22 protein-coding genes are annotated in these 25,249 nt (G+C 29.7%); 8 read left to right on the top strand and 14 right to left on the bottom strand.

The window, feature by feature from the left end:
- Positions 1-56: 56 nt before the first annotated feature.
- From pstB to L8U37_RS01285, 4 genes are read right to left on the bottom strand one after another with little or no spacing between them, the layout of a single operon-like run.
- Positions 57-797, bottom strand: a complete 741-nt coding sequence (gene pstB / locus L8U37_RS01300; protein WP_087700725.1) for a phosphate ABC transporter ATP-binding protein PstB — start codon at positions 795-797, stop codon at positions 57-59.
- Positions 794-1,882: a phosphate ABC transporter permease PstA gene (pstA, locus tag L8U37_RS01295; protein ID WP_263728395.1), complete on the bottom strand. Its 1,089-nt coding sequence runs from the start codon at positions 1,880-1,882 to the stop codon at positions 794-796. Before pstA ends, pstB begins: the two co-directional genes overlap by 4 nt.
- Positions 1,879-2,793 carry a phosphate ABC transporter permease subunit PstC gene (pstC, locus tag L8U37_RS01290; protein ID WP_047208303.1) on the bottom strand — a complete coding sequence of 305 codons (915 nt, stop codon included), beginning with the start codon at positions 2,791-2,793 and terminating at the stop codon, positions 1,879-1,881. Before pstC ends, pstA begins: the two co-directional genes overlap by 4 nt.
- A gap of 16 nt (positions 2,794-2,809) precedes the next feature.
- On the bottom strand, positions 2,810-3,793 hold the full coding sequence (locus tag L8U37_RS01285; RefSeq protein WP_257928718.1) for a substrate-binding domain-containing protein: 984 nt from the start codon (positions 3,791-3,793) through the stop codon (positions 2,810-2,812).
- An 87-nt stretch (positions 3,794-3,880) separates the two neighbouring features.
- Here L8U37_RS01285 and L8U37_RS01280 point away from each other — a divergent pair, with 87 nt between their 5' ends.
- Positions 3,881-4,540, top strand: a complete 660-nt coding sequence (locus tag L8U37_RS01280) for a response regulator transcription factor (protein WP_263693516.1) — start codon at positions 3,881-3,883, stop codon at positions 4,538-4,540.
- 128 nt (positions 4,541-4,668) lie between these two features.
- A complete protein-coding gene (locus tag L8U37_RS01275) occupies positions 4,669-5,823 on the top strand; it encodes a sensor histidine kinase (protein WP_263728394.1) in 1,155 nt (384 codons plus the stop codon).
- Here the strand turns inward: L8U37_RS01275 and L8U37_RS01270 are convergent, their stop codons facing one another.
- The 3 genes from L8U37_RS01270 to L8U37_RS01260 all read right to left on the bottom strand — a co-directional run bounded on the left by L8U37_RS01270 (position 5,824) and on the right by L8U37_RS01260 (position 10,345).
- A complete protein-coding gene (locus tag L8U37_RS01270; RefSeq protein ID WP_263728393.1) occupies positions 5,824-8,265 on the bottom strand; it encodes a hypothetical protein in 2,442 nt (813 codons plus the stop codon).
- Between the two features lie 59 nt (positions 8,266-8,324).
- Entirely contained in the window at positions 8,325-9,884 is a 1,560-nt protein-coding gene (locus L8U37_RS01265) for a P-loop NTPase fold protein (RefSeq protein ID WP_263728392.1), read from the bottom strand.
- A gap of 167 nt (positions 9,885-10,051) precedes the next feature.
- Positions 10,052-10,345: a KAP family NTPase gene (locus tag L8U37_RS01260; protein ID WP_263728391.1), complete on the bottom strand. Its 294-nt coding sequence runs from the start codon at positions 10,343-10,345 to the stop codon at positions 10,052-10,054.
- 108 nt (positions 10,346-10,453) lie between these two features.
- Between L8U37_RS01260 and ftnA the strand changes: the two genes are divergently transcribed.
- From ftnA to ccsA, 6 genes are all read left to right on the top strand, one after another.
- Positions 10,454-10,948, top strand: a complete 495-nt coding sequence (gene ftnA / locus L8U37_RS01255; RefSeq protein ID WP_263728390.1) for a non-heme ferritin — start codon at positions 10,454-10,456, stop codon at positions 10,946-10,948.
- A gap of 105 nt (positions 10,949-11,053) precedes the next feature.
- Entirely contained in the window at positions 11,054-11,689 is a 636-nt protein-coding gene (locus L8U37_RS01250; RefSeq protein WP_220566402.1) for a helix-turn-helix transcriptional regulator, read from the top strand.
- A 182-nt stretch (positions 11,690-11,871) separates the two neighbouring features.
- Positions 11,872-13,809 carry a cytochrome c family protein gene (locus tag L8U37_RS01245; RefSeq protein ID WP_263728389.1) on the top strand — a complete coding sequence of 646 codons (1,938 nt, stop codon included), beginning with the start codon at positions 11,872-11,874 and terminating at the stop codon, positions 13,807-13,809.
- 95 nt (positions 13,810-13,904) lie between these two features.
- On the top strand, positions 13,905-15,923 hold the full coding sequence (locus L8U37_RS01240; RefSeq protein WP_412174899.1) for a rhodanese-like domain-containing protein: 2,019 nt from the start codon (positions 13,905-13,907) through the stop codon (positions 15,921-15,923).
- A gap of 56 nt (positions 15,924-15,979) precedes the next feature.
- Entirely contained in the window at positions 15,980-16,579 is a 600-nt protein-coding gene (locus L8U37_RS01235) for a SoxW family protein (protein WP_133318861.1), read from the top strand.
- Positions 16,580-16,588: 9 nt separating this feature from the next.
- Complete coding sequence (ccsA, locus tag L8U37_RS01230; protein WP_263728387.1) at positions 16,589-19,288, top strand: cytochrome c biogenesis protein CcsA; 2,700 nt, start codon at positions 16,589-16,591, stop codon at positions 19,286-19,288.
- A 1-nt stretch (position 19,289) separates the two neighbouring features.
- Here the strand turns inward: ccsA and L8U37_RS01225 are convergent, their stop codons facing one another.
- The 7 genes from L8U37_RS01225 to L8U37_RS01195 all read right to left on the bottom strand — a co-directional run bounded on the left by L8U37_RS01225 (position 19,290) and on the right by L8U37_RS01195 (position 25,245).
- Complete coding sequence (locus L8U37_RS01225; RefSeq protein WP_133318859.1) at positions 19,290-19,514, bottom strand: hypothetical protein; 225 nt, start codon at positions 19,512-19,514, stop codon at positions 19,290-19,292.
- The gene (gene lpxD / locus L8U37_RS01220) at positions 19,507-20,466 is read right to left on the bottom strand and encodes a UDP-3-O-(3-hydroxymyristoyl)glucosamine N-acyltransferase (RefSeq protein WP_263661691.1); all 960 of its coding nucleotides are present in this window, start codon (positions 20,464-20,466) and stop codon (positions 19,507-19,509) included. The genes L8U37_RS01225 and lpxD overlap by 8 nt, the downstream gene beginning before the upstream one ends.
- Positions 20,463-20,930, bottom strand: coding sequence for an acetolactate synthase small subunit (gene ilvN, locus L8U37_RS01215; protein WP_039626144.1), 468 nt, complete (start codon positions 20,928-20,930; stop codon positions 20,463-20,465). Before ilvN ends, lpxD begins: the two co-directional genes overlap by 4 nt.
- Positions 20,927-22,636 carry an acetolactate synthase large subunit gene (locus tag L8U37_RS01210; RefSeq protein WP_263728386.1) on the bottom strand — a complete coding sequence of 570 codons (1,710 nt, stop codon included), beginning with the start codon at positions 22,634-22,636 and terminating at the stop codon, positions 20,927-20,929. Before L8U37_RS01210 ends, ilvN begins: the two co-directional genes overlap by 4 nt.
- An 83-nt stretch (positions 22,637-22,719) precedes the next feature.
- Entirely contained in the window at positions 22,720-23,277 is a 558-nt protein-coding gene (locus L8U37_RS01205) for a 2-oxoacid:acceptor oxidoreductase family protein (protein WP_263728385.1), read from the bottom strand.
- Positions 23,274-24,119 (bottom strand): 2-oxoglutarate ferredoxin oxidoreductase subunit beta, encoded by an 846-nt coding sequence (locus L8U37_RS01200; protein WP_133318855.1) that lies wholly within the window; start codon positions 24,117-24,119, stop codon positions 23,274-23,276. Before L8U37_RS01200 ends, L8U37_RS01205 begins: the two co-directional genes overlap by 4 nt.
- Before the next feature lies 1 nt (position 24,120).
- Positions 24,121-25,245 (bottom strand): 2-oxoglutarate synthase subunit alpha, encoded by a 1,125-nt coding sequence (locus tag L8U37_RS01195; protein WP_257928731.1) that lies wholly within the window; start codon positions 25,243-25,245, stop codon positions 24,121-24,123.
- Positions 25,246-25,249 lie beyond the last annotated feature (4 nt).

Here is a 25,249-nt window from a genome sequence, read left to right as displayed (position 1 = left end):
AAGCCTTTTAGAAATTTTGATTAATTATATCATCAAAATTTCTAAATAAATAAAAATTATCCAAAAGCTCCATTTAAATAAGCTTTTGTTTTTTCTTCTTTAGGATTTTCAAAAAATTCCTTGCTCTCTCCAAATTCTACAAGTTCGCCTAGATGAAAAAATGCAGTATAATCAGCTACGCGCTTACCTTGTTGCATGTTATGCGTTACCATGATCATAGAAAGATTATGACTTAATTCTTTAATAAGCTCTTCTATAACGCTTGAAGATATAGGATCAAGTGCAGAAGTTGGTTCATCTAAAAGTAATAATTTTGGCTTTATGGCCAAAGCTCTTGCAATACAAAGGCGTTGTTGCTGACCACCTGAAAGTGCTAGAGCATTTTGTTTTAGTTTATCCTTTACCTCCTCAAAAAGCCCTACTTTTTTAAGACAATCTTCCACCAAAGCATCTTCTTCATCTTTGTTTTTGATCATCCCATGGAGTTTTGGAGCATAAGAAATATTATCATAAATGCTTTTTACAAAAACATTAGGTTGTTGAAATACCATTCCAACTTTTTTTCTAAGCACGACTAAATCTTGATTTTTAACATCTTTTCCATCAATCTCAACAAGACCATCGATTTTTGCTATTTTGTCATTCATCCTATTAAAACAACGCAAAAATGTGGATTTTCCACATCCTGAAGCACCTATTAAAGCTGTGATTTTATTTTTTTGAATTTCCATATTAATATCAAATAAAGCTTGTTTTTTACCATAAAATAAATTTAGATTTGTTGTTTTTGCTATCATTTTAATTTTCCTTGAAAATATCTTCTTAAAAGTATTGCTGCTAAATTTAAAATCACCAAAAGAGATAAAAGCACTATAATCCCTGCTGCTGTTCTTTCTAAAAATGCACGCTCTGGCATAGCTGACCATGAAAAAATTTGAGCAGGTAAAACACTTGTTGGTGCAAAAACACTATTTGCCACATCAGGTATAAAAGCTATCATACCTATAATCATCAAAGGTGCGGTTTCGCCAATAGCTTGAGCTAAAGTTAAAATAGAACCTGTTAAAATCATAGGCATTGCCAAAGGTAGCATAATGCCTTTTATCATTTGAATTTTAGTCATGCCTAAAGCATATGCTGCATTTTTCATATTAATATCCACACTTTTTAAGGCAGCTTTAGTTGAAACAATAATAATAGGTAAGCTCATAATAGCCAAAGTTAATCCTCCAACTAAAGCACTAGAACGAGGCATCCCAAAAAGATTAATAAACACCCCAAGTCCTAAAAGTCCAAATAAAATACTAGGAATACTTGCAAGGTTATTAATACACACTTCTATAAAATGCGTAAATACATTTTGCGGAGCAAATTCTTCTAAATAAATAGCTGCTCCAACTCCTATTGGGATACTTACAACCATACAAACTATCATCACAAGTAAAGTTCCAATCACAGAAGCAAAGATTCCTGAATTTTCAGGTGATTTAGAATCTCCATTAAGGAAAAAATTTGTGTTAAAACTTAGTTTGATTTCCTGCTTTTGAACTAGTTCATCAACTAATTTTTTTTGTTCATCGCTTAGTTTATTGTAGTTTTTTTTCATATATTGATCAACTTCAGAATTTGCTAAAAGCCAAGATTTTTCTTTGATTTGACCTGTTCTTATTTTCCTTTGTTCAGCACGCGATAAAAGCTCATATGAAGGGCTATTTCTATCAGCTTGAGCATAAATGTAAGTTTGCTTAAAAGCTCCTATCCCAAGATACCCTACGCTTGATAAAAAAATACAAAGAAAAATAAGATTTATATAAAGCCCCATTTTACAGAATCTTTTGAAATTTTTTGAAGCTTTTTTTCTTTGTTTAAAAAGTTTTTTCATAAATTTTTCCTTTTATGGAAGCGATTTATCAAATAAACGCTAAAAATATTAATGATTAATGTAATAATAAAAAGCACAAGCCCTAAAGAAAATGCACTTAAAGCTAAAGAACTATCAAAAGCTTGATCACCGCTTAATGCTTCTACTATTTTTACAGTCACTGTTGTCATATCTTCTAAAAAATTCATTGTTAAATTTGGACGCAATGAAGCAGCCATAACAACAATCATCGTTTCACCTAAAGCTCTTGAAAGTCCTAAAAGACAAGCTGCAACTATACCTGGCATTGCTTCTGGTAAAATTACTGCAAAAACGACTTCTTTTTTAGTCATACCTAAAGCATAAGCTCCATTTATCCTTTTTAAACTTACAGCTTCAATGCAATCTTGTGAGAGTGAAGCCACTATAGGAACTATCATAATACCCATGATAAAACCTGCACCTAGGGCACTTTGAAAACTAGCTTCTATACCAAAAAGAGAAAAAAACCACACTATAAAAGGAGCTACAACTATGGCTGCGAAAAATCCAAAAACTACAGTAGGAATTCCTGCTATGATTTCTAAAATAGGTTTTAAATAGTTTTTAGATTTTTTACCTGCAAATACTCCAAGATAAATAGCACACATTACACCTAAAGGTAAGGCTGTTAGCATTGCTATTAATGAAATATAAAAAGTTCCCCAAAATAAACTCAAAGCACCAAAAACCCCATGCTTGCTACTTCCATCAGCACCTACAAATGCAGCATCTGCTGCCCACTGACTTGAGAATAAAAAAGTAAATACGCTTTCTTTTTGAAAAAATTTTAATGCCTCTATTAAAATAGTTAGCATAATAGCAAAGCTTACTACTACGCTAACAAAAGCACAAAGAAAAAGCGTTAATTTTATTATTTTTTCTTTTATCAATTTTTCATCCTAAAAATTAAAAAACTTTCCCTGCTTTAACAAGCTCATCAGTTAATAAACCTTTTTCTTCTATATGTTTTTGGGTTTGTTTTAAAGTTTTTTCATCCAAAGGAACCAATCCTATTTTTTCTAATTCTGCTCCGCTTTTAGCTAAATCATCACTCATATAAATTTTTGCAAATTCAAATACTTCTGGATTTTTCTTAGCATTCATATATATAAACAAAGAACGAGCTAGTTTATATTTTCCTTCAGATATATTTTTCTCATCAGCTTTTACACCATCAATATCAACTGCATTAATCTTATCATCATTGCTAGCTAAAAATCCGTATCCAAAAAGCCCAAAAGCTTCTTTATCAACAGAAAGTTTTGAAACAATTAAATTATCGTTTTCTCCACTTGGTATAAATGCTCCATCTTGGCGTATAGTTTTATATGCACCTTTATATTCAGGAATTTTTTTAGAAATATCTACCATTACAAGTTCTTCTATACTATCTCTTGTTCCTGAACTTGATGGAGGACCATAGATTGTAATTTTTCTATTTGGTAGATTTTTATTGATTTGTTGCCAATTTGTATAAGGATTTGGGACTAATTTTCCATCTTGTGGAATTTCTTTGGCCAAAGCTAAAAATAACTCATGTAAGCTTATATTTAATGGAGCATTGATTTTATTTTGAGCTAAAACTATGCCATCATAACCTATCATAATCCCGACTATATCACTCACACCTGATTTTTTACAAGTTTCAAATTCACTTGGCTTGATTGCTCTTGAAGCATTAGAAATATCAGTAATTCCCTCGCAAAACACTTTAAAACCACCGCCTGTGCCAAGACTTTCAACTATAGGTGTTTTTGTATTTTTTATAGAAGCATACTCTTCAGCAACAAAAGAAGTAAAAGGATAGACAGTAGATGAACCTGCTATTTTTAATTCTGCTGCGTTTAAACTAACAAAGGTAGCCACACTTAAAGCCAAAAGTTTTTTCATTTTTTCTCCTTGTTTTAAAAAAAGTAATGAAAATTTAAAAAAACTTGGAAACATTTTGGATACATGTATTTTTTGATATAATTTTATATGCTAAATGTTATTTTGATAGAAGATGATAAAGATTTAAATGAGTTAATTAGTTTAAGACTTAGTCAAGAAAATATAAAAATTTATAGTTATTTTGATTTTTTTGACTTAGAAACCTTTCTAGATACAAATGAAATAGACTTAATCATCATGGATAGAAATTTACCAAGTGGCGATAGTGTAGAGATGATAAAACAATTAAGAAAAAAAGGTTATATGGAGCCTGTGATTTTTCTTAGTGCAAAGACTTTACAAAAAGATATTTTAGAAGGTTTTGAGCAAGGCTGTGATGATTATATATGCAAACCTTTTGATTTTAATGAACTTTTATTTAGAATCAAAGTCGTAACTAAAAGAAATAAAACTCCAAAAGAACAAATTTCTTATCAAGATTTTACTTTATATATAGAAGAGAGAAAATTAATTCATCAAACAAATACATTTGAAAATTTATCAACCCTAGATGTAGAATTACTCAAGTGTTTTTTTAATCACAAAAATCAACTTCTAAGCCGTCAATTTTTAAGTGAGCAAGTATGGAAAAATGACACAACAAGCGATAAGACAATCAATACGGCTATTTTAAGATTAAAACAAAAAATTCCACAAATTAAAGAAAATATCATTTCAGTGCGCTCGGTGGGTTATAAATTGTGTTAAAAATCAGAAATTTTTTTGCTTTATTTTTTATATGTTTTTGTATATTTTTTATAGGATTGTTTTATTTTGTTAATGAGCAATATATAAACAACACTATAAAAAGCACTTATGAGCAAAAATTAAAAACCTTGAATGATACATTAAAATTTAGCATTATAAAAACACTCAATACAAACAACATTCAAGAATTTTCTCAACAAACAAGAGCAGATTTTATCATCAAAAAAGATGGAAAAACCATCTCATCTTTAGATGATTTTGATTTCTTTAAAAATCAATTTAACGCAGATTTTACACATGAATTTTTTAATAATAAAGAAATTTATTATAAAGCTTATCAATATGAAGGATATAAATACATCATCATTGTTTATCCAAAAATAAACGCAAAAATACAAGATTTTTGGATAAAAAATATTTTGATTTTTTTACTTTTTTTAGCAGTATTAACTGCAATATATATTTTTATATTTAACTTTTTTAAAAAATACTTTCAAGAATTACTTTTGTTTATTAAAAATATAAAGAGTCAATCAGAATTTCATTTTACAAAGAACTTTTTTTATGATTTAAATTCTTTAAATTTAAGATTATTAAAAATAAAAAAGTTATTTTATGAGAAAGAATTACAAAATAAAAAACAAGCCAAAAAAATTAAAATGAAAAACACTCAACTTTCAAATTTAATCAGCGCTATTTCACATGAGTTAAAAAATCCTTTAAGTGTTATAAATTTAAGTTTGCAATCTTTAGAAAAAGAACATAATGATGAAACTATGAAAAAATTTATGCTTGAAAAAATTCACAAGCAAAGCATAAAAATCAACCAACTAACACACAAACTAAATTTTGTTTTTAATTTAAATATCACATCTTTAAATAAAGAAAATTTTGATTTATATGCTTTAAGTAAAAATATTGTTGAAAATTTTAATGAAAGCAGGATTAAAATTCAAGGAGATCAAACTTTCATAAAAGCAGATTCTTTTCTCATTGAGCAAGTTATTATTAATCTCATTAGCAATGCACTAAAATATAGTCAAAAAGATATTTTTATTGAAGTTAAAAACCAAGAATTTAGTATACAAGATCAAGGCATAGGCATAGAGGAAAAATACTTAAAATTAATCACAAAAAAATTTTATAAAATCAATACTAGCCAAAACAATTCTTTTGGACTAGGATTGTTTTTAGTTAAAAAAATACTCACTTTACACAAAAGTTCTTTAAAAATTCAATCTAACCCACAAAAAGGTAGCATATTTTCTTTTAGTATTGGCTAATCACTCTCTCAAAAAGCCATATTCATAAATTTTTGGCTCGATTTTTTTAGCTAAAACATCCAAAGCTAAATTCAAATCACTAAGTAAAATTTTATAATGCTCATCTTTTGCTTTGCTAGGTATGTTCATCTTTCCCTTTTCATCTCTACCTTGAAAAAATTCTTTTATATCATACAAAGAAGCATTTACCAAATACCCTGCCTTTTCTTTATGCGTGTGATAATACTTAAAAAGTTCTTTACCTGCTTTTAAAAGCTCTTTTGCTTCATTAGAAAATTCCACCTTGTCTAATGTATCATCAAATAAAACATCTTCATTTTTTATCTTGCCATTTATAAATTTATACATAAAATCACTCTTAAATGCTTCTTGGGTAATGCCTAATTCTTTCTCACTAAAAGGTATGAAGTGATTTACACCTTCTTTTGCGCTAATTTTATTTTGTCCATGAAAAAGTATAAAAGCCAAACAATCACTTTGAAATTCTTTGTCGTTTTGATATGCTTTGTTTGGGTATAAAAACTGATCGTTGTGATTTATATAGGTATGTTCTAACACATGTCGCACAGAAAAAAATATAGCACAAACTATTAAATTACTATAAGTTAAAAATATAGAATGCCCAAGATCTTTTGTATCATGCATGATATAAACAAGATTTTGGTGTTGAAAATCCATTCTTCCAGTATTCATCATGCCTAAGTTTAATGGTATATTTTTATTTTTAAATTTAGATATCCACTTTCCTATATGCAAATTATGATTGCTGTAAAAATTTTTCTTTCCTAAAAAATTTCCATTTTCATTAAAAACATCAAGTCTTACCTTTTTAAGCTCATCTTTTTGGCTCATATCCCATATCAAAAATCCTATAGGAAAATTTCCTTTTACATTATCAAAAGTATAAGCAGGCACCATAAAACCTTTTAAAAATTTAGCCTTAAAAGTTTCTCTAAATTTTATAAAATTTGTAGAATTTATATATTTTAAAGTAGAAAAAGTAGCTAGCACAGCTCCATCGATCTCGCAATATATTCTTATATAAAATTGTGCAAAAAGTTCATTTCTAACACTGCTTAAAATATCTTTGTATTTTTCATAAACATAATTATCAAGGCTAACACCTTTTTTATGCTTTCCACTTCCTGACATAGCTGATGTAGTCCCTGCTTCTGCATAAGGCGGATTTATAAAAATGATGAGTTTTTTGCGTTTGTTTTCATCTTTTAAAATTTCTTGTAAATTTGAAGGTAGTTTTGATTTATAAATGACATTGCCTTTATCATCTACTTTATCAAAAAATTCATCATTTAAAAAGTCAAATTGAAAAACATGATTTTCAAATAAATTTGCACCATTTTTTATACGCTCATGTATTACATCAACATCTGCTTTATCTATGGTAGAGCAAAAAACATTTTTTGCATTTGTAAAATTTGCTAGCAAATTTCCTGTACCACCAGCACAATCCCATATATAGTATTTCTCTTCATAGTCTTTACCTAAAGCCTTTGATAAATACTCACAAGCTTTATCCACCCAAATTCTTGGAGTAAAAAACGCCCCCCCCCTTCTTTCTCTAATGTCTTGATCTACAAGCAAATCCCTACGCTCTATCATATAATCCCAAAATTCCTCCAAAGGCGGACGCTCATAAATAGCCCAAAAATCTTTATGTGCTTTTTGATTGTCTTTAAAGCCCGTTTTTTCTGTAACGATAGAGCCTAGATCCGTCTTTTTGGCATTAAATTCATAATGATCTTTTTTCAAGATAGCAAAAAGCTTTTCTACTATGGTTTGATTTTCATTTGAGAGTAAATCAGCTAGGTAAAAGTCCGCATCGATAATGCCGTTTTTCTTTGCTAAATCCCAATCTATACTTATGCTTTCTTTTACGCTTTTGCTCCATTTGTGATATATGCTTACAAAGTTGTTTTTGTCGATTTTAAATTTGCTTATGTTTTCGTTTGTTAAATTTTCTTTTATTAAATTTTTTAATTCCTCATCATTTTTTTCATAGTAAAAAATCAAAGCTTCGTTTAAAATTTCATCTAATTCTTTTAAAAGTTTTAAAAACTGCTCACTTGTGTGATCGCTTGGTGTTACACTCCAATCTATGTCGTTTTTATAAAAAACTTCTTGAATTTTAGAAAAAGATAAAAATGCGATTTTTTCAGCATCAAATGCACCTATTAAAGCAGGCGTTTGCTCGACGTGAAATTTATGCTTTCCTATGGTTAAAATAAGCTGAATGAATGATTTTTTAATATCACTTATGCCTTGCTTAGCTTCAGCCCAAAATAAATTAATCTCACCTAAGTCTTTATGTTTTTGCGTGACAATAAAATCAATACTAGAACCAACTATAGAAAATTTTGAAAAATACACTTCACGCACTTTGTTTTTTAAAATTTCTTCATTTAGCTTTAACCATTCTTGCATTTTTAACCTTTGATAATAAATAAACTTACAATTTTAAGCAAAATAAAATTATTTTTCAATTATTTTTGAATTAATGATTTATAATGACTTAACTTGTCTTTATAAAAATCAACTATTTCTTTTTGCTCATCACTAGGATTTTTAAAAGTTTCTTCGATCATAGTTTTTAACTCATAAGGTTTAATATGATTTAATAAATTTTGATTAATGTATTTTTGATTATTTTCATCTTTTTCTATAAAAATTTCTAAGATCAAGAAAAATATTTTTGAATTTTGTGCAAAAATTTTAAAAGTGTTTTTTAGGTAATGAAAATTATTTGTTCTAAGGGCGTAAATATGTGCTTTTATTTTCTCTTTTACTTTTTCATTGTCTTCTTGAAGTAATTTATCTAATAGTATTTTTAATTCTTTCTCATAAAAATACTCTTTTTCTCTCATAGAATGATTGCAACTATATATAAATAACATTCTTGCATCTAGTGGATATTTTTCATTAAGTAATTCTTTGCTATTTATATTTTCCTTGCCTGCTATATTTGAAATCAATTCAAAAAAGCACTCACATCTATCATAGTAAGAAAAATCTTCCTTTTTATAAATTTCATCAAAAATACTCCAAAGATAATAAATAAATTCACTACTTTTAAAGTCTTTAGCATAAACACTCATTTTAAAAGGTAATTGCTTAAATTTTTCAAGTTCTTTTAAATCATACTCATTAAAAATATCATCATACTCTTGGTGTGAATTTGCCTTTTTAATTTTATCTATTGTTTCTTTTCTGATAACATTTTCTGCAAAATTTAACACAAAATAATCTTGAAAATGTTTCCGCGAAGCTATCCTATTTTTGTATGTATATTCTACTTCATTTTTTGAAGTATAAAAATCTCTATTGTATAACCACTCTATTCTAGGAAATATAGAAATTAATAATTTTCTAATAACTTCTTTATTTAGTTTATTTAAACTTTCTATTTGTTCTTTAATCATTTTTTTAACACTTAGATTTTGTTCCTCATATCCATATCCTTCTGAAGTAGCTCCTGTAAAAATCTCATGATAATTATAAATAAACTCATAAAATTTTGGCTCAAAAACTTTAAACAAAGTAATCACAGCAAAATCATACAAATACAACTCTTGTTTTATAGCACTCATTTCAAATTTTAAAACATTTAAGTATCTATTAATATCTCTTATATTTTCAAAAGTACCTGCAAAATGATTTGTTTTTAAATTCTGTATAAATTCATTTTTATCGATTTTTTCATAAACAAAGCTAAATTGTTCAATTTTTTGCATAAAAATCGCTGTTAAATTAGCTTTATTTAATTTAGGTAGCACTATAGGAACTTGCACTATTTTTTCTATATATCTTTCGCCTTTATCTTTTTGGATTTTATCTAAGGCTTTAGTGACTACTTCATTACCATAAGCAAGAATATATATAGTATTTTTAAAATCTGCTATAGATCTAACAAGTTGAAAAATTTCTTGTATATCTGTATCAGCTAATCTATCAAGATCATCAATGACTATAATTATTTTTTTACCTATGTTCTTTATTTCACTATTGATTTCTTCTTTGATGGTATCTAAATTTTTTTCTGTCATCTCGGCTGTTTTTTGAAGAGCATCGCTAATATTACCACTTACTTCAGAGGCAATACTAGCAAAAATCTAGTCCTGGTATAAATTTCAGTGGTTTAAATGTATAAGATAAAGCTTTTAAATCGTTACTTATTTTTTGATACTGCTCAGAAGAATCTGTTCTTTCTATTTCAGCAGAAAGTTTTGTAAAAAAAATCACTAATAAGCTGTTTTCTAGTGGAAATATTCCAAGGATTGAAAATTATTATAATGAAATTTTCATTATTTTCAAAATCTTCTAAAACCATATTTACAAAAGAAGTTTTTCCACTACCCCAATCCCCTATAACACCTATAGAAATACTATCTTCATCTTGATAACTTTTTATAATTTTCGCTAGTGCAGTGGCATTTTCTTTTCTATAAAATAAATCTTCATTTTTGCTTGTAATAGCTTTATCAACTTTAAAAGTATTTGTTTGCATTTTTTACTCTTTATTTTTTAGTGTAATTATACATAAAATATAAATTTAGTATAAATTAAACTTTAAAATATATCATTATAAAATCCATTATTAAAAAAAGGAGAGAAAATGCTTTCAAAAGAAGTAGTAGCTTTATTAAATGAGCAAATTAATAAAGAAATGTATGCAGCAAATTTGTATTTGAGTATGAGTTCATGGTGCTATGAGCATAGTTTTGATGGTGCAGGGGCGTTTTTGTTCGAGCATGCAAGAGAAGAAAGTGATCATGCTAGAAAACTCATCACTTATTTGAATGAAACTGATTCTAAAGTAGAATTAAAAGAAGTTAAAAAACCTGATGGTGATTTTAAATCATTGCTTGATGTATTTGAAAAAACTTTTGAGCATGAGCAAAGTATCACTGCTTCTATTAATAATCTTGTAGATTTTATGCTTTCAAGTAAAGATTATTCTACTTTTAATTTTCTACAATGGTATGTAAGCGAACAGCACGAAGAAGAAGCGCTTTTTAGAGGTATAGTAGATAAAATCAAACTCATAAGCGATAATGGCAATGGCTTATACATGGTAGATCAATATATCAAAAGCTTAGTAAATAAATAATTTTTAGCTTCCATAAATTTGGAAGCTAAATATCTTTTAATTTAAAAGAATTCTTGCAAAATAAAAGTAAATTTGCTAAAATACTTTTTATTTAAAAGGATTTTTATGCAAATGAATGAAATTACTGATAAATTAAAATTTATACTCCAAAAAGAAGGAATAAAAAACGCCAAAGATTCTGATGTAGCTAAGATGCTAAATATCAATCCTGATACCTTTTATAGTATGAAATTTAGAAATTCCATACCTTATAAACAAATACTTCATTTCTTAAATGAAAGAAATATCAATATCAATGCGTTTTTTTATGAAGATTCCCTTGAGAGTAATACCCTAACGCATGATCTAAACTATAATGTTTTAAAATATTATGATGTTAATGCTTCTATGGGAGGTGGAGCTTTAAATGATAATGTAAGTTTTTCAGAAGTGATTATAGATGAAAAACTAAGTGATTTTTTTGGCTCTAAAGATTGTGATATCATCCCATGTATAGGCGATAGCATGGAGCCTGAAATCAAAGATGATTCTTTATGTTTAGTAGATAAAAGCAAAAGCTTTAAAGAAGGTGGAGTTTTTGCGGTGAATACCAGAGATGGTTTATTTATCAAACAAATTTTTAAAAGCAATAAAGGCGGAGTTTATTTACACTCTTTTAACCTAAGTTATGCGGATGTTCATTATCAAAATGGAGACTTTTTAATTGTAGGTAAGGTAGTAGGGACTATTAGTAGAATTTAATATTTAGCAAATAACTTCTTTTTCTATATGATAATTTTTATTATTTAAATTAATAAAAAGTTAATAAATTATATTTTTAAGTTAATTTTTATTAAAAAATAGTCAAAATTATGTTTTAAAAGTTAATAGATAATAAATAAGAGTGTTTTTATCTTTTAACAAAACTACATGAAAGGGAAGTTATGAAACATAAACTAGCTAAAGTCGCCACTTATGCTTGTTTAGCATTGGGCATTAGTTTGACTACACAAGCTTTTGCTTCTTCAGAGCCTAGAACCCTTGATGGTTATGTGGCTCAAGAAGATGCATTTTTTGATTATCTTTATAAAAATCACCCTATTTTTAAATATGAAAAAGAAGGGCGTTTGGTGGGTAAATTTACCCATAGTGATAGAACTGAAAATTGGGTTGTAAATCAAAATGGAGCTAAATTTGCTGCCGAGCATGATTTAAAACAAGCCTCTATTACCTATCGTTTGCCTTATGAATCTTTTTTGGATTTTCCAAACAAATTTGTGGGTCCAAAAAAATGTGGCGAATGTCATCCTGCTCAATATGCTTCTTGGGAGCGCTCTCGTCATGCAAAAACCGTGCGTTTTCCACATGAAATAGAAGAAGTTGGTGGAGCTGAAGGTTTGAAAAAACCTATGTATAATTCTCAAGCTACTATTTTACCCGATGGAATTTATCCAAATGATGTTTATGCTCTCATTGGAACACCAAGAACAAAATATGGTTTTATAGATAGATGGCTTGTGCGTGGAACTTACCATGTTGAAGATGGAAATTTGAGTGATTTAAGTGGTAAATTAACCGCTGGAGGCAATCAATTTTCAAGACTTTGGAGTGAGTTTTTAACCCCTGAAATGGCACAAAAAATAGCTGCATTTGCACCTGGTTTTCCTACTAAAATGGAAGATTTTGGAGGAAATGGCTCTCAAGTATGGGGAACAAACTCTTATGCTGCAACCTATAAAGAAAAAGCGGTTTTCCAACCTGCTACTGCGTATTGTGAAACCTGTCATACTTTTAAATTTGACTTTAAAAGTAAGGAAGAATTTTACAAAGCACTGGGTAATCCAAAAGAACTTCAAAAACATACCATCTCAAAAGGTATTACTTGCGAGGAATGCCATGGGGCTGGAGCACATCTTTATGGAGCAAGAGGTGCGGGTATGCCATCAAATTGTGAAAGATGTCATCAAAGATTTTCATATAATGAAACCGATGCTAAAATCAATCCTAGAAAACCTTTCAACGCATATTTTAAATCAAGTTGTCCTGCGTGTGGAACAGAAGGTGCTCAAATGTATTCTTCAGCACACTACGATAAGGGTATGAGATGTAATACTTGTCATGATCCGCATGAAGTAACTTTTAATGATTGGAAAAGCGGTTATACTAAAACAAAACTTAAAAAAACTTGCAAAGATTGTCATGAAACTCAAGCAAGCTTTTTCAAAAAAGGTGGAATTCACGCAAAAGATAACTGTACAGCTTGTCACATGCCAAATATGATGAGTTGCGAAAACTTTGGAGCGGTTCAAAACCCTGATAAAGGTGGGTTTGATAATGTTAGAGCTTCACATATTTGGAATATCAAAGTAGATAAAACCGCAAAAACACTTAATCCACCAGAAGGCAAAGAAAGATCGCCTAAAGTTGGTGGCTGGACCATAGCTAGAGATGATGAAGGTAGATTTTTCCTTGATTTAATGTGGAGTTGTGGTAGAACTAGTTTTAGTGATATTAATCTAATGGGTCCTGGTGCAAGTGGTTGTCATAGTCCTGTGCAATCAACCTTACCTGAAAAACTTCACTTTAGCAATCAAGAAATGATTTATGATAAAGTAATGCAGTGGCAAAACCCCGTTAAAGAAGGATATGAGAAAATTAGAAAAGGCATAGCAAATATTGATAAAACTTTTGCTGAAAAAAATAAACTTTCAATAGAGCAAAAATCAAAAGTATTAAGCCTAACTAATCAAGCTCAAGCCATAGCTGATAGACTAGAAAAAGATGGTTCTTGGGGTGTTCATGGACCTGCTTATTCTAAGAAAATCATAGAAGAAGCTTTAATTTATATCCAAGAAGCACAAAATATCCTAAATGGTAAATAAAAACAAAGGAAGAATGAAAAATTCTTCCTTAAAATAAGGAGCTAGTCTTGAAAAATTTAATTACTCGACTTTTTATTGTGCTTTTTACTCTTTTTATGCCATCAGGATTTATTTTTGCTGAGGCTAATGGAGAAATAGGCTCAATAGAAGGTGTAAAAAGCATTAGCTTAGCACAAGCTCAAGAAATGCTAGATCAAAACAATACTTATTTTTTTGATGTCAATTCAGAGCAAGATAGACAAGCTAATGGTTATATACCTAATTCCATATCAACCTATGTGGAAAATTGGCAAAATTTATTACCTAATGATAAAAATGCAAATTTAGTATTTTATGGTTTAAATCGTTTTAGATTTGAAGCTTCTCAAGCAGCTGCAGTTGCTATAGAACTTGGCTATAAGAACTCTGTTGTAATGCTTGATGGTATAGAATCATGGGTAACTTCAGGTAGAAAAGTTGAAAAAATAGACACAGTTAAATGGGAAAAAGCTAAAGAAATTATCGAATTTAAAGACACTATCCACTCAAGATTTAAATTTAGCAACACCCCATCTTGTCGTGATTGTCATGCTCAAAAAGGTAAAGGCATTAGAGCTGATATTGCAGCAAATAAAAACTTAATCAATCAAAAATGTGCAACTTGTCATGAAAAAGCAAGCAATGCTTTAGCAAAAAGCGCTCATGGAGTAGAAAAATTCTTACCCGCTCAAGATATGCAAAAGAAAAAAGAAAAACCATCTTGTGCAACTTGTCACTCTATTCATATTACCCCAAAACATTCAGGAATTTATTCACAAAAACAATTAGTCGATCAAAAATGCACACAATGTCATAAACAAAAAAGTGCAACTTTTCATATGACTTTTCATGGTAAAGGTATGTTTTTAAGCACTCCAGGTGAAACTCCAAGTGTTGCTACTTGTTCTGATTGTCATGGAAAACATAATATTTTAAAATCAAGCGAAAGAAGCTCAACTCTCTCGCCAATTAACCGTGTTCAAACTTGCAAATCATGCCACCCAAATGCAAATGAAAATTTCGCAAATTGGATGGCACATGCTGATCATAGTGATGGCGAAAAATATCCTGGATTACATGGTGCTTATATATTCATGACTATTTTGGTCATTTCTGTATTTGTTTTCTTTGGAGCCCATACTATACTTTGGTGCTTGCGTTTAATTGCTATGCGTATAAAATATCCTAAAGAATGGAAAGAAGCAAGAAAAGCAGCACATGAAGATAAAGTAAGAGTAAGAAGATTTAGCACTTTTCATAGAATTCAGCATTTTTTTATGGCAGTTAGCTTTTTGGGTCTTGCATTCTCAGGCTTACCGCAAAAATTCTATGATTCAGCATGGGCTAAACCTATGATTGATTTAATGGGTGGAGATATCATTAACGCTGCAACTATACATCATATTTCAGCCATAGTAATGTTTGCAGTATTTTTCTCTCACATTGGAGAAATCATCATCGTAAATTGGAAACGCCGTGATGTAGCAAGGGATCCAATAACTGGCAAAATAAGCTTTATGAAAGTTTTAAAAGCTACTTTTGGACCTGATTCTTTAATGCCAAATTGGCAAGATTTTAAAGATATGAAAGATCATTTTAAATGGTTCTTTGGTTTTGGACCAAGACCGCAATTTGACCGCTGGACTTATTGGGAAAAATTTGACTATCTAGCAGTATTTTGGGGTATGTTTATCATTGGTATTTCAGGGCTTATTTTATGGTTTCCTGCTTTCTTTGGTAAATTTTTACCAGGTGAAGCAATCAACTTAGCAACCCTACTTCACTCTGATGAAGCTTTACTTGCTACAGGATTTATTTTTGCAATTCATTTCTTTAATACGCATTTTAGAGCAGATCACTTCCCTATGGATATGGTGATTTTTTCAGGAAGTATTAGTGAAGAAGAGATTAAACAAGAAAGAAATGTATGGTATAAACGCTTAAAAGAAAGTGGAAAATTAAGCACTTTATATGAAAATAAAAGCAATTTCAAGGCATATCAATGGCTAGCTAAACTTGCAGGATTTGCAATGCTAATAACTGGCTTAGTATTTTTATTTTTAATGCTTTATACTTTCTTTAACACTATCTTATAACCTTATTCGCTATAATAGCGAATAAGGACTTTTTCTAATTTTTTCAAGGATTTTAAATGTTTAAAACAATACTCTCACTTAGTTTTTTAAGTATTTTTTTTATAGCTTGTTCTAATGAAGAAAAACTTGATTCTAATTTAATCTCAAGCGGTACACAATTTTCTAAAGAAAATTTACAAAAAGCAAATGATTTAGATAAAAAATCTTATGAAGAAATAGCCTATTTATTTAAAGATAATACAAATATAAAAAGTGATGATAAAAACATTTTAATCATTTTTAGCGCAAATCACTGCTTATATTGTGATAAATTAAAAGAAGAAATTAAAAATGATAAAAAAATACAAGAACTTATAAAAGACAAATACAGCTCATATTATATAAATATAAGCTATAAAAAAATTCATACATTTTATAAAAACCATAAAAGTGACTTAAGTACAGCTGAACTTTCTAGTATTTATGATATAGTAGCCACCCCTACTATTGTAATTTTAAACAAAAATAGCCAAACTTTGCTAAATTATCCTGGTTTTATTAGCGCAAAAAGACTAAGCGCTACAATGGAGTTTTTAAATCAAAAAGAAAATCAAAATTTAGACGAAGCAACCATAGCACAAAAACTCATACATTTTTATAAAGAAAATAATATTTAAAGGTTAAAAATGCAGTATTTTTTTTCTTTTGCAATGAGTTTTTTGCTAATGAGCATATATGCCATAGCTTGTGCTGTGGCAACCTTTATAGAAAATGATTTTGGTATTAGTGCAGCTAAAGCTTTAATTTATAATAATGCTTGGTTTGATATGTTGCATTTATTACTAGGTTTAAATTTAATCGGAGTGATATTTTACAACAAGCTTTTTCAAAAGAAAAAATACTCTATCTTGCTTTTGCATTTATCTTTTATAGTGATTTTAATCGGTGCTGGACTTACTAGATATTTTGGCTTAGAAGGTGGAATGTATATAAGAGAAAATCAAAGCTCTAACACCATAGTTACTAGGGAAGAATTTATAAAAATTACTGATTTTGATGCTAATGTTAGTTTTGAATTTCCTATTAGCTTTACCCCGCTAACTCAAAAGCATTTTGAAAAAACTATTGACTTAAATGGTGAAAAATTAATCATAAGCTCTATCAAATACACTCCACAAAAAGACTCTATTACACCTGCTAGCTTAAAATTAAATATTAATTATCAAAAAGCAAATACACAAATAATCTTAAATCCAAATTTTACAAACAAACAAGCAGTGCATTTTAACTTACAGGGAAAAAATTTTACTATCAATTGGGGACCAAGAGAAATTAAGCTTCCTTTTGCATTACACTTGAAAGATTTTATACTAGAGCGTTATTTAGGTTCTATGAGTCCATCTTCTTATACTTCCAAAATTCAAATCATGGATGAGCAAAATAATATTAACTTAGATTATGATATTTTTATGAATAATGTTCTTGATTATGGTGGATATAGATTTTTTCAAAGCTCTTATGATCAAGATGAGCAAGGCACTATACTTTCAGTTAATAAAGATCCTGGTAAAATCCCTACTTATATAGGTTATACTTTATTGATTTTAGGATTTTTATGGATTTTATTTGACAAAAACTCAAGATTTCATCGTTTAAGCATTTATTTAAAAAAAGGCCAAAGCTTTGTATTGTTTATTTTGCTTTTTGCAAATTTACAAACTCCGCTTTTTGCACAAGAAAATAAAAGTGAAATTTTAAATTTAATCTCAAATTTACAAAAAAATTCCTATGAACATTCTTTAAATTTTGCAAGATTACTTGTGCAAGATCATAATGGTAGAATCAAACCTTTAGATACTTTGGCAATGGAATTTATTTATAAAATCACTCAAAAAGAAAATTTTTTAAATCTTCACTATGATCAAATTTTTCTAGCAATGATGATTTATCCTAAAGAATTTAGAAAAATCAAAATGATAGCTACAAAAACAAGCAAGCTAAGAGAATTAATAGGCGCAGATATAAATGAAAAATACATAGCATTTGATGATGTATTTGATAATGGGGTATATAAACTGAGTAATTATGTTGAAGAAGCTAACCGCAAAAAGCCTTCATTAAGAACTAGCTTTGATAAAGATTTGCTAGCCTTAGATGAAAAAATAAATCATGCATATTATATTTATAGCGGTCAAGCTTTAACTATTTTTCCTGATATTAATGAGCAAAGTTTAAAGTGGTATTCTCCGGTGCAAATTTTACCTTTTGCAAAAGAAGATGTAGAGCGTTTACAAATGCTTTTAGTTAGCTATTTTTTACAAGTTCGCAATGGTGTTGAAAATAATCAATGGCAAGATGCAAATGAATTTTTGCAATCTTTAAAAGATTTTCAAAATCACTATGGAAGTAGTGTTTTACCGCCAAAAGAAAGATTAGATCTTGAAATACTGCTTAATCATTACAATATCTTTGATAATCTAACTTTTGTTTATATTAGCTTTGCGTTAGTGTTTTTCTTTTTAAGTTTTTATACTATATTAAAAAATATTTCTTTATCTACCTTTGTATATAGATTTTTTTACATCATTTTAAGTATATGTGTAATCATACATGCACTAGCTTTAATCATTCGTTGGTATGTAGGTGGGCATGCTCCTTGGAGTAATGCTTATGAAAGCATGATTTATATAGCTTTTGCTTGTGTGATGAGTGCTGTGATATTTTTTAGAAAATCACTCTTGGCTTTATGTGGTGCGAGTTTTTTAGCAGGCATTTCACTTTTTGTGGCTCATCTTGGCTTTATGGATCCTCAAATTGGAAATTTAGTACCTGTTTTAAAATCATATTGGCTTAATATTCATGTTTCTATTATAACAGCAAGTTATGGATTTTTAGCACTTTGTTTTATTATAGGGATTTTGAGTTTAATTCTTTTTGCTTTAAGGGGTAAAAATAAAAATATAGATTTAAACATCATTAAATTACACTGCGTTAATGAAATGTCTATGATAATAGGACTTGCAATGCTTACAATAGGAAATTTTTTAGGCGGAGTTTGGGCTAATGAAAGTTGGGGAAGATATTGGGGTTGGGATCCAAAAGAAACTTGGGCTTTGATTTCTATTGTAGTTTATACTATGGTATTGCACTTAAGATTTATTTTTAAAACTTATTTTATTTTTGTTTTTGCAAGTGCTAGTGTTTTAGCCTTTTATAGCATATTAATGACTTATTTTGGAGTGAATTTTTATCTTTCTGGGCTTCATTCTTATGCAAATGGTGACGCTTTTCCTATACCAACTTTTGTGTATGTTTTGATTGTGCTTAATTTTGTTTTAATTATTAACGCAGGAAGAAAAAGGGATTTAAATACGCCTAGTTTTTAAACTAGGCTTTGCTTTTTTCTATTTCTTGAAGTGCATGGATAAGATCTTTTAAATTTTCATATGGAATGTGAACTTTCCAATCTATTCCATTTTCTTTTTTTAAAGCCACACCTATACTTAAGACATCATTGCTTCCTATACCATAAGGATTAGAAAGATTACAAAGGCTTATTTCTCCACTTTTACTACCATGTAATTCTATAGTTTTAAATATTTTTTTACTCATGTTTATCCCTAAAAGCTGTGATAATTTTTGCTTGAAATTTTAACCAATCTTTTTGAAGCATAATAGGAAAACCACCATAAACCCTAGCACCTTCTAAATTTTTAGTGACCCCGCCCCTTGCGGCTATGGTAGCAAAATCCCCTATTTCTAAATGTCCGCTTGTAGCACTTTGCCCACCCATGGTAACATTTTTACCTAAAATACTTGAACCTGAAATTCCACTTTGAGCTACTATAAGACAATTCTCCCCTACTTCACAATTATGCCCTACTTGAACAAGATTATCAATCTTTGTACCTTGCTTTATGATAGTGCTTTCAAAAACCGCTCTATCAATAGTCGTACAAGCTCCAACTTCCACAAAATCTTCTAAAATAACATTCCCATTGTGATAAATCTTATAATGCTCGCCATTTTTTGTATGCGCATAACCAAAGCCATCACTACCTATTACACAATTTGCTAGCAAATGGCATTTTTTACCTATTTTAGTGTCATTATAAATCACAACATTTGGATGGATTGTAGTATATTCACCTATACTTACATTATCGCCTATATAAGCTCCTGCCATTATCACTACATGATCAGCTATTTGGACATTTTCTCCAATATAAACATTTGGCATAATCTTGGCACTTTTAGCAATTTTAGAATTTTTCTTTTCACTAGAAATTAAAGGTTTAGCAAAAAGCTTACTTAAAAGCGCAAAAGATAAATGTGGATTATCAACAACTAATTTAACACAATCTTTTGAAACTAAATTTTCAAATTCTTTTGAGACTAATATAGCCCCAGCTCCACTACTTGCAATTTTTTTAGAGTTTTTTTCTCCATCGCAATAACTAAGTTCAGTAAAACTTGCATTATTTAATGAATTTAAAGCTGTAATTTCTATATCATCTCCGCAATATTCTATGCCTAAAAATTTAGCAATTTCACTAATTTTCATTTTACCTCCATTAAAATAGAACCACTTCTAACCACACTAATAGGATTATACTTTTTCATAGTTTTTAAAAAGTTATCAATATTTTTTGCATCATCACTTGCCATTACTATAATAAACTCATCATCACTATAAGTTACACTGCCATTATAAGCTTTTAATATGGCATCTAAGCCTGCAAAATTTTCATTTAAAGCAATCTTTACCAAAGCTGTTTCTTTTTCAATAAAATCACTAGAATCAATTACCTTATAAGTAGGTATGAGCTTATGAAGTTGTTTTATGATTTGCTCAAAAACTTTTTCATCACCTAAAGTAACGATATTTATCCTTGAGAATTCTTTATCATCAAGTGGAGCAACTGTAAGAGATTCTATATTATAACCGCGTCCTGAAAAAAGCCCAACAACGCGTGATAATACCCCATGCTCATTTAACACAATGACAGAAATTACTCTTCTTTTCATTTTTTATCCTTGTTTTTATAGCTAGGTAAAATCATATTATAAATAGCTCCGCCCGCAGGAACCATAGGTAATACATCTTCATAACGATCTATAGCTACATTTAAAACACAAGTTTTTTTAGATTCTAAGGTTGCTTTAAAAGCTTTTTGAAATTCTTCTTTATTAAAAACATTATAACCCTCACAATGAAAACCTTTAGCAATAGTAACAAAATCAGGTTGACTTGTTAGATCTGTATTAGAAAATCTTTCTTTATAAAACATACTTTGCCATTGTCTTACCATACCTAAAAAAGAATTATTTAAAATGATATTAATCACTTTAATTCCATAAGCACTTGCTGTCATTAGCTCTTGTATATTCATTAAAAAAGAACCATCGCCTACAAAATTTATTACAACTTCTTCATCTACAGCTAATTTAGCCCCAAGTGCGGCCGGTAAAGAATACCCCATAGTTCCTTGCCCACCGCTTGTTGCAAGTTGTCTAGCATAATTAAAAGGATAAAATTGCGCTACCCACATTTGATGTTGCCCCACATCAGTAATTATCCTTGCATCAGGAGCTAATCTAGCACATTCTTCTATAACCCATTGAGGTTTTAAAACTTCATCGCTATCTTCATAGATTAAAGGATATAATTGTTGATAGTTTTGTAAAGTTTTAAACCATTCTTGATATTTTGTGTTGTCAAAACTTTCTTTTTTTAATTCTTCTAAGGTATCTAAAATAACACTTTTAATATCCCCAACTATAGGAAAATGCGCTTCGATAATTTTAGAAATAGAGCTTGGATCTATATCAATATGAACGATTTTTGCACCCTTAGCAAACTCACTTGTTTTACCAGTAATCCTATCATCAAACCTAGCACCCACAGCAATGAGTAAATCACACTCACTTAAAGCGATATTTGCACAATAACTTCCGTGCATACCTGCCATTTTTAAATTAAGCTCATCATCACTTCTTAAAATTCCTAGAGCCATCAAGGTTTCAACTGCAGGAATTTGGCAAAAATGAATTAATTCTCTTAATTCGTCACTAGCATTAGAAGCTATACAACCTCCACCTAGGTAAAATAAAGGTTTTTGAGCATTTTTAATCAAGCTTACTAATTTTTTAATTTGCTTGATATTTCCTTTATAGGTTGGCTTGTAAGTTTTCATAGAAATTTCTTTAGGATAATGCCATACACCCATAGCAGCAGTAACATCTTTAGGTATATCAATATGCACAGGCCCTTTTCTACCTGTTGTAGCAATATAAAAAGCTTCTTTTAAAATTTTAGGTAATTCTTCGATATTTTTTACTAAATAATTATGCTTTACACAAGGCCTTGAAATACCTATAGCATCGATTTCTTGAAAAGCATCTGTTCCTATTAAAGAATTTGCAACTTGAGCTGAAATTAAAACCAAAGGTATAGAATCACTATAAGCAGTAGCTAAACCTGTAACTGTATTAGTAAAACCAGGTCCACTTGTAACCACTGCCACACCAACTTTACCACTCATTCTAGCATAAGCATCAGCGCTATGTAAGGCCGCTTGCTCGTGTCTGACTAAAATGTGTTTAAAATGAGTTTGTTTGTAAATTTCATCATAAATATTTAAAGCCGCACCACCAGGATAACCAAAAACTACTTTAACATTTTCTTCTTTTAATGCTTCACAAATCATTTGCGAGCCATTTAGCTCTTTCATTATTTTACCTTTTTGCTTAAAATGGAAAATATTATAACGATAATTTAATAAATATTATTTTACAAGAAAGAGTTTCTTGAAAATCAAGAAACCACTTGTGCTTTTTTAGCGTATTCTATACCCAAATCAAAAGCTTTTGCATTTGCCTCTTTAGTTTTTGCAGGTACCATATCAAGCATAGTTTGTTTTAATGCATCAATATCAATACATTTACTCATATAAGCAGCTATAGCTAAAGCAACGACTGATTGAGTAGCTACATTCCCTACTTCTTCTTTAGCTATAGTAATAATAGGAATTTCAAAAATTTTCCATCTTGCATAATCTTCTTTACTTGGATGAACTAAATTTGGCTCTATAACTATAACACCACCATCACAAACACCGTCTTTAAAACTATGATAACCTTTATCAGCAGTTGAAAGCATAAAACTAACTTCACCTTCTACTGCATAAGGAAAAAAGATTTCATTTTCATCAACGATAATATCAACCTTAGTTCGCCCACCTCTAACTTGAGAAGTATAAGTAGAAGCTTTAAAAGCATTACGCCCTTCTTTAATGGCGGCTTTAGCTAGAATTTCACCTGCAGTGATAACTCCTTGTCCACCTTCACCACAAAATCTTAATTGATATTTCATTTTAATACTCCCAAATCAACCATTCTTTTTTCTTTCAAGGCTCTTCTAACTTCCTCATAAGCTTCACAATATTCTGCTTTGCTTTCATCTTGGTGTAAAATTCCTGTAGGGAATTTATCCGCTCTTTGTTCGTAGTCTAATTGTTCAAATTTAGACTTTTCAACACAACGATTTTTAATCCAATCAAGCATGCTTACAGCTTCGCCCATTTTGTTTTTTCTACCTAGGTTAATATGGCAGTTTGAAAATACATCTACAAAACTATAACCTTTGTGAGATAAAGCTTTAAAAATGATATTTTCAAGCTTATTCGCCTCTATAACATTTGTTCTTGCTACAAAAGAAGCCCCAGCAGCTTTAGTAAGCTCGCAAGCATCAAAATTTGGGTCTATATTACCTGCTTGAGCTGTAACAGTGTAAAAGCCTTGTGGGGTAGTTGGTGAAGTTTGTGAATTTGTAAGACCATAAATAAAATTATTGATTAAAATATGAGTTAAATCTATATTTCTTCTACATCCATGGATGGTATGATTTCCACCAATTGCTAAAGTATCGCCATCTCCACTTACTACGATTACATGTTTTTTAGGGTTTGCCAGTTTAATCCCTGTTGCATAAGCAATAGCTCGACCATGAGTAGTATGGACTGTATTGCAATTTACATAAGAACTCATTCTACCACTACAACCTATACCAGAAACTAAACAAACATCATCCATATTCCAGCCAAGTTTTTGAATAGCTCTAATAATAGCTTTTAAAACAACACCATCCCCACAACCCCAGCACCATTGTGTTGGAAGTTTATCTACTCTTAAATATTCATCATAATTAAAAGCCATTTTACATATTCTCCTTTACTTTAGCAATAATTTCACTTGGGGTTATAGGGCGACCATTTGCACGGTGCAAGCTAATAAAATCATCTCTCTTACTTACTCTTTGAATTTCTTCTAAATATTGCCCCATATTAAGCTCACTTACCATAACTTTTTCAAATTTAGATACTACTTGAGCTATTTTTTTCTCAGCTACTGGATAAAGGGTAATAGGTCTAAAAAGCCCTACTTTTAAACCCTCTTCTCTAAGTCTTAAAATAGCTTCTTTGGCAGATCTTGCAACGCTACCATAGGCGATGATTAAAAACTGCGCATCATCACACATAAACTCTTCATAAGTACAAATTTCATCGGTATTATTTTTAATCTTACCAAATAATCTTTTGATATTTTTATCTACTATTGCTCCATCTTCTGTTGGAAAGCCTATGTCTCCATGATGAAGTCCTGTGATATGATAACGATAACCTTCAAAGAAAGGATTTAGTATGGCAGCTTCATTTTTACCTGCTGCATAAGGTTTGTAATCTTTTTTATCACCCGTAAATTTTTTTCGGTTGATAATTTCTAATTCTTCTAAATCAGGTAATTTTGCCTTACCATTCATGTGTCCTATGGTTTCATCTAAAAGCAAAAATACTGGAGTCATGTATTTTTCAGCTAAATTAAAAGCTCTAATAGTTTCAGTGTAAGCTTCCTCTAATGAAGCAGGAGCTAAAGCTATACTTGCATAATCTCCATGCGTTGGAGCTTTTGCTTGAAATAAATCACCTTGTGCAACCCTTGTTGGAAGACCAGTTGAAGGACCGCCTCTCATAACATTTACAATTACTAGTGGAATTTCAGCTATAAAACCCAAACCAATTTGTTCAGCTTTTAAAGAAATTCCCGGTCCGCTGCTTGCTGTCATGGATTTTACTCCACTCATAGAAGCACCTAAAGCCACGCTAATACCCGAAATTTCATCTTCCATCTGTATAAAAGTACCATCATTTTTTGGTAACATATGGCTTAGTTCATGTGCTATTTCAGAACTTGGGGTAATTGGATAACCACCAAAAAATTTACAGCCACAATCAATCGCAGCTTTGGCTACTAAAACATTACCTGTTGATATAACTTCTCTCATTTTG

The sequence above is a fragment of the Campylobacter sp. RKI_CA19_01122 genome, from assembly GCF_025771325.1.
Classification (GTDB): domain Bacteria; phylum Campylobacterota; class Campylobacteria; order Campylobacterales; family Campylobacteraceae; genus Campylobacter_D; species Campylobacter_D lari_D.
This window is presented reverse-complemented; position numbering and strand designations above follow the sequence as displayed.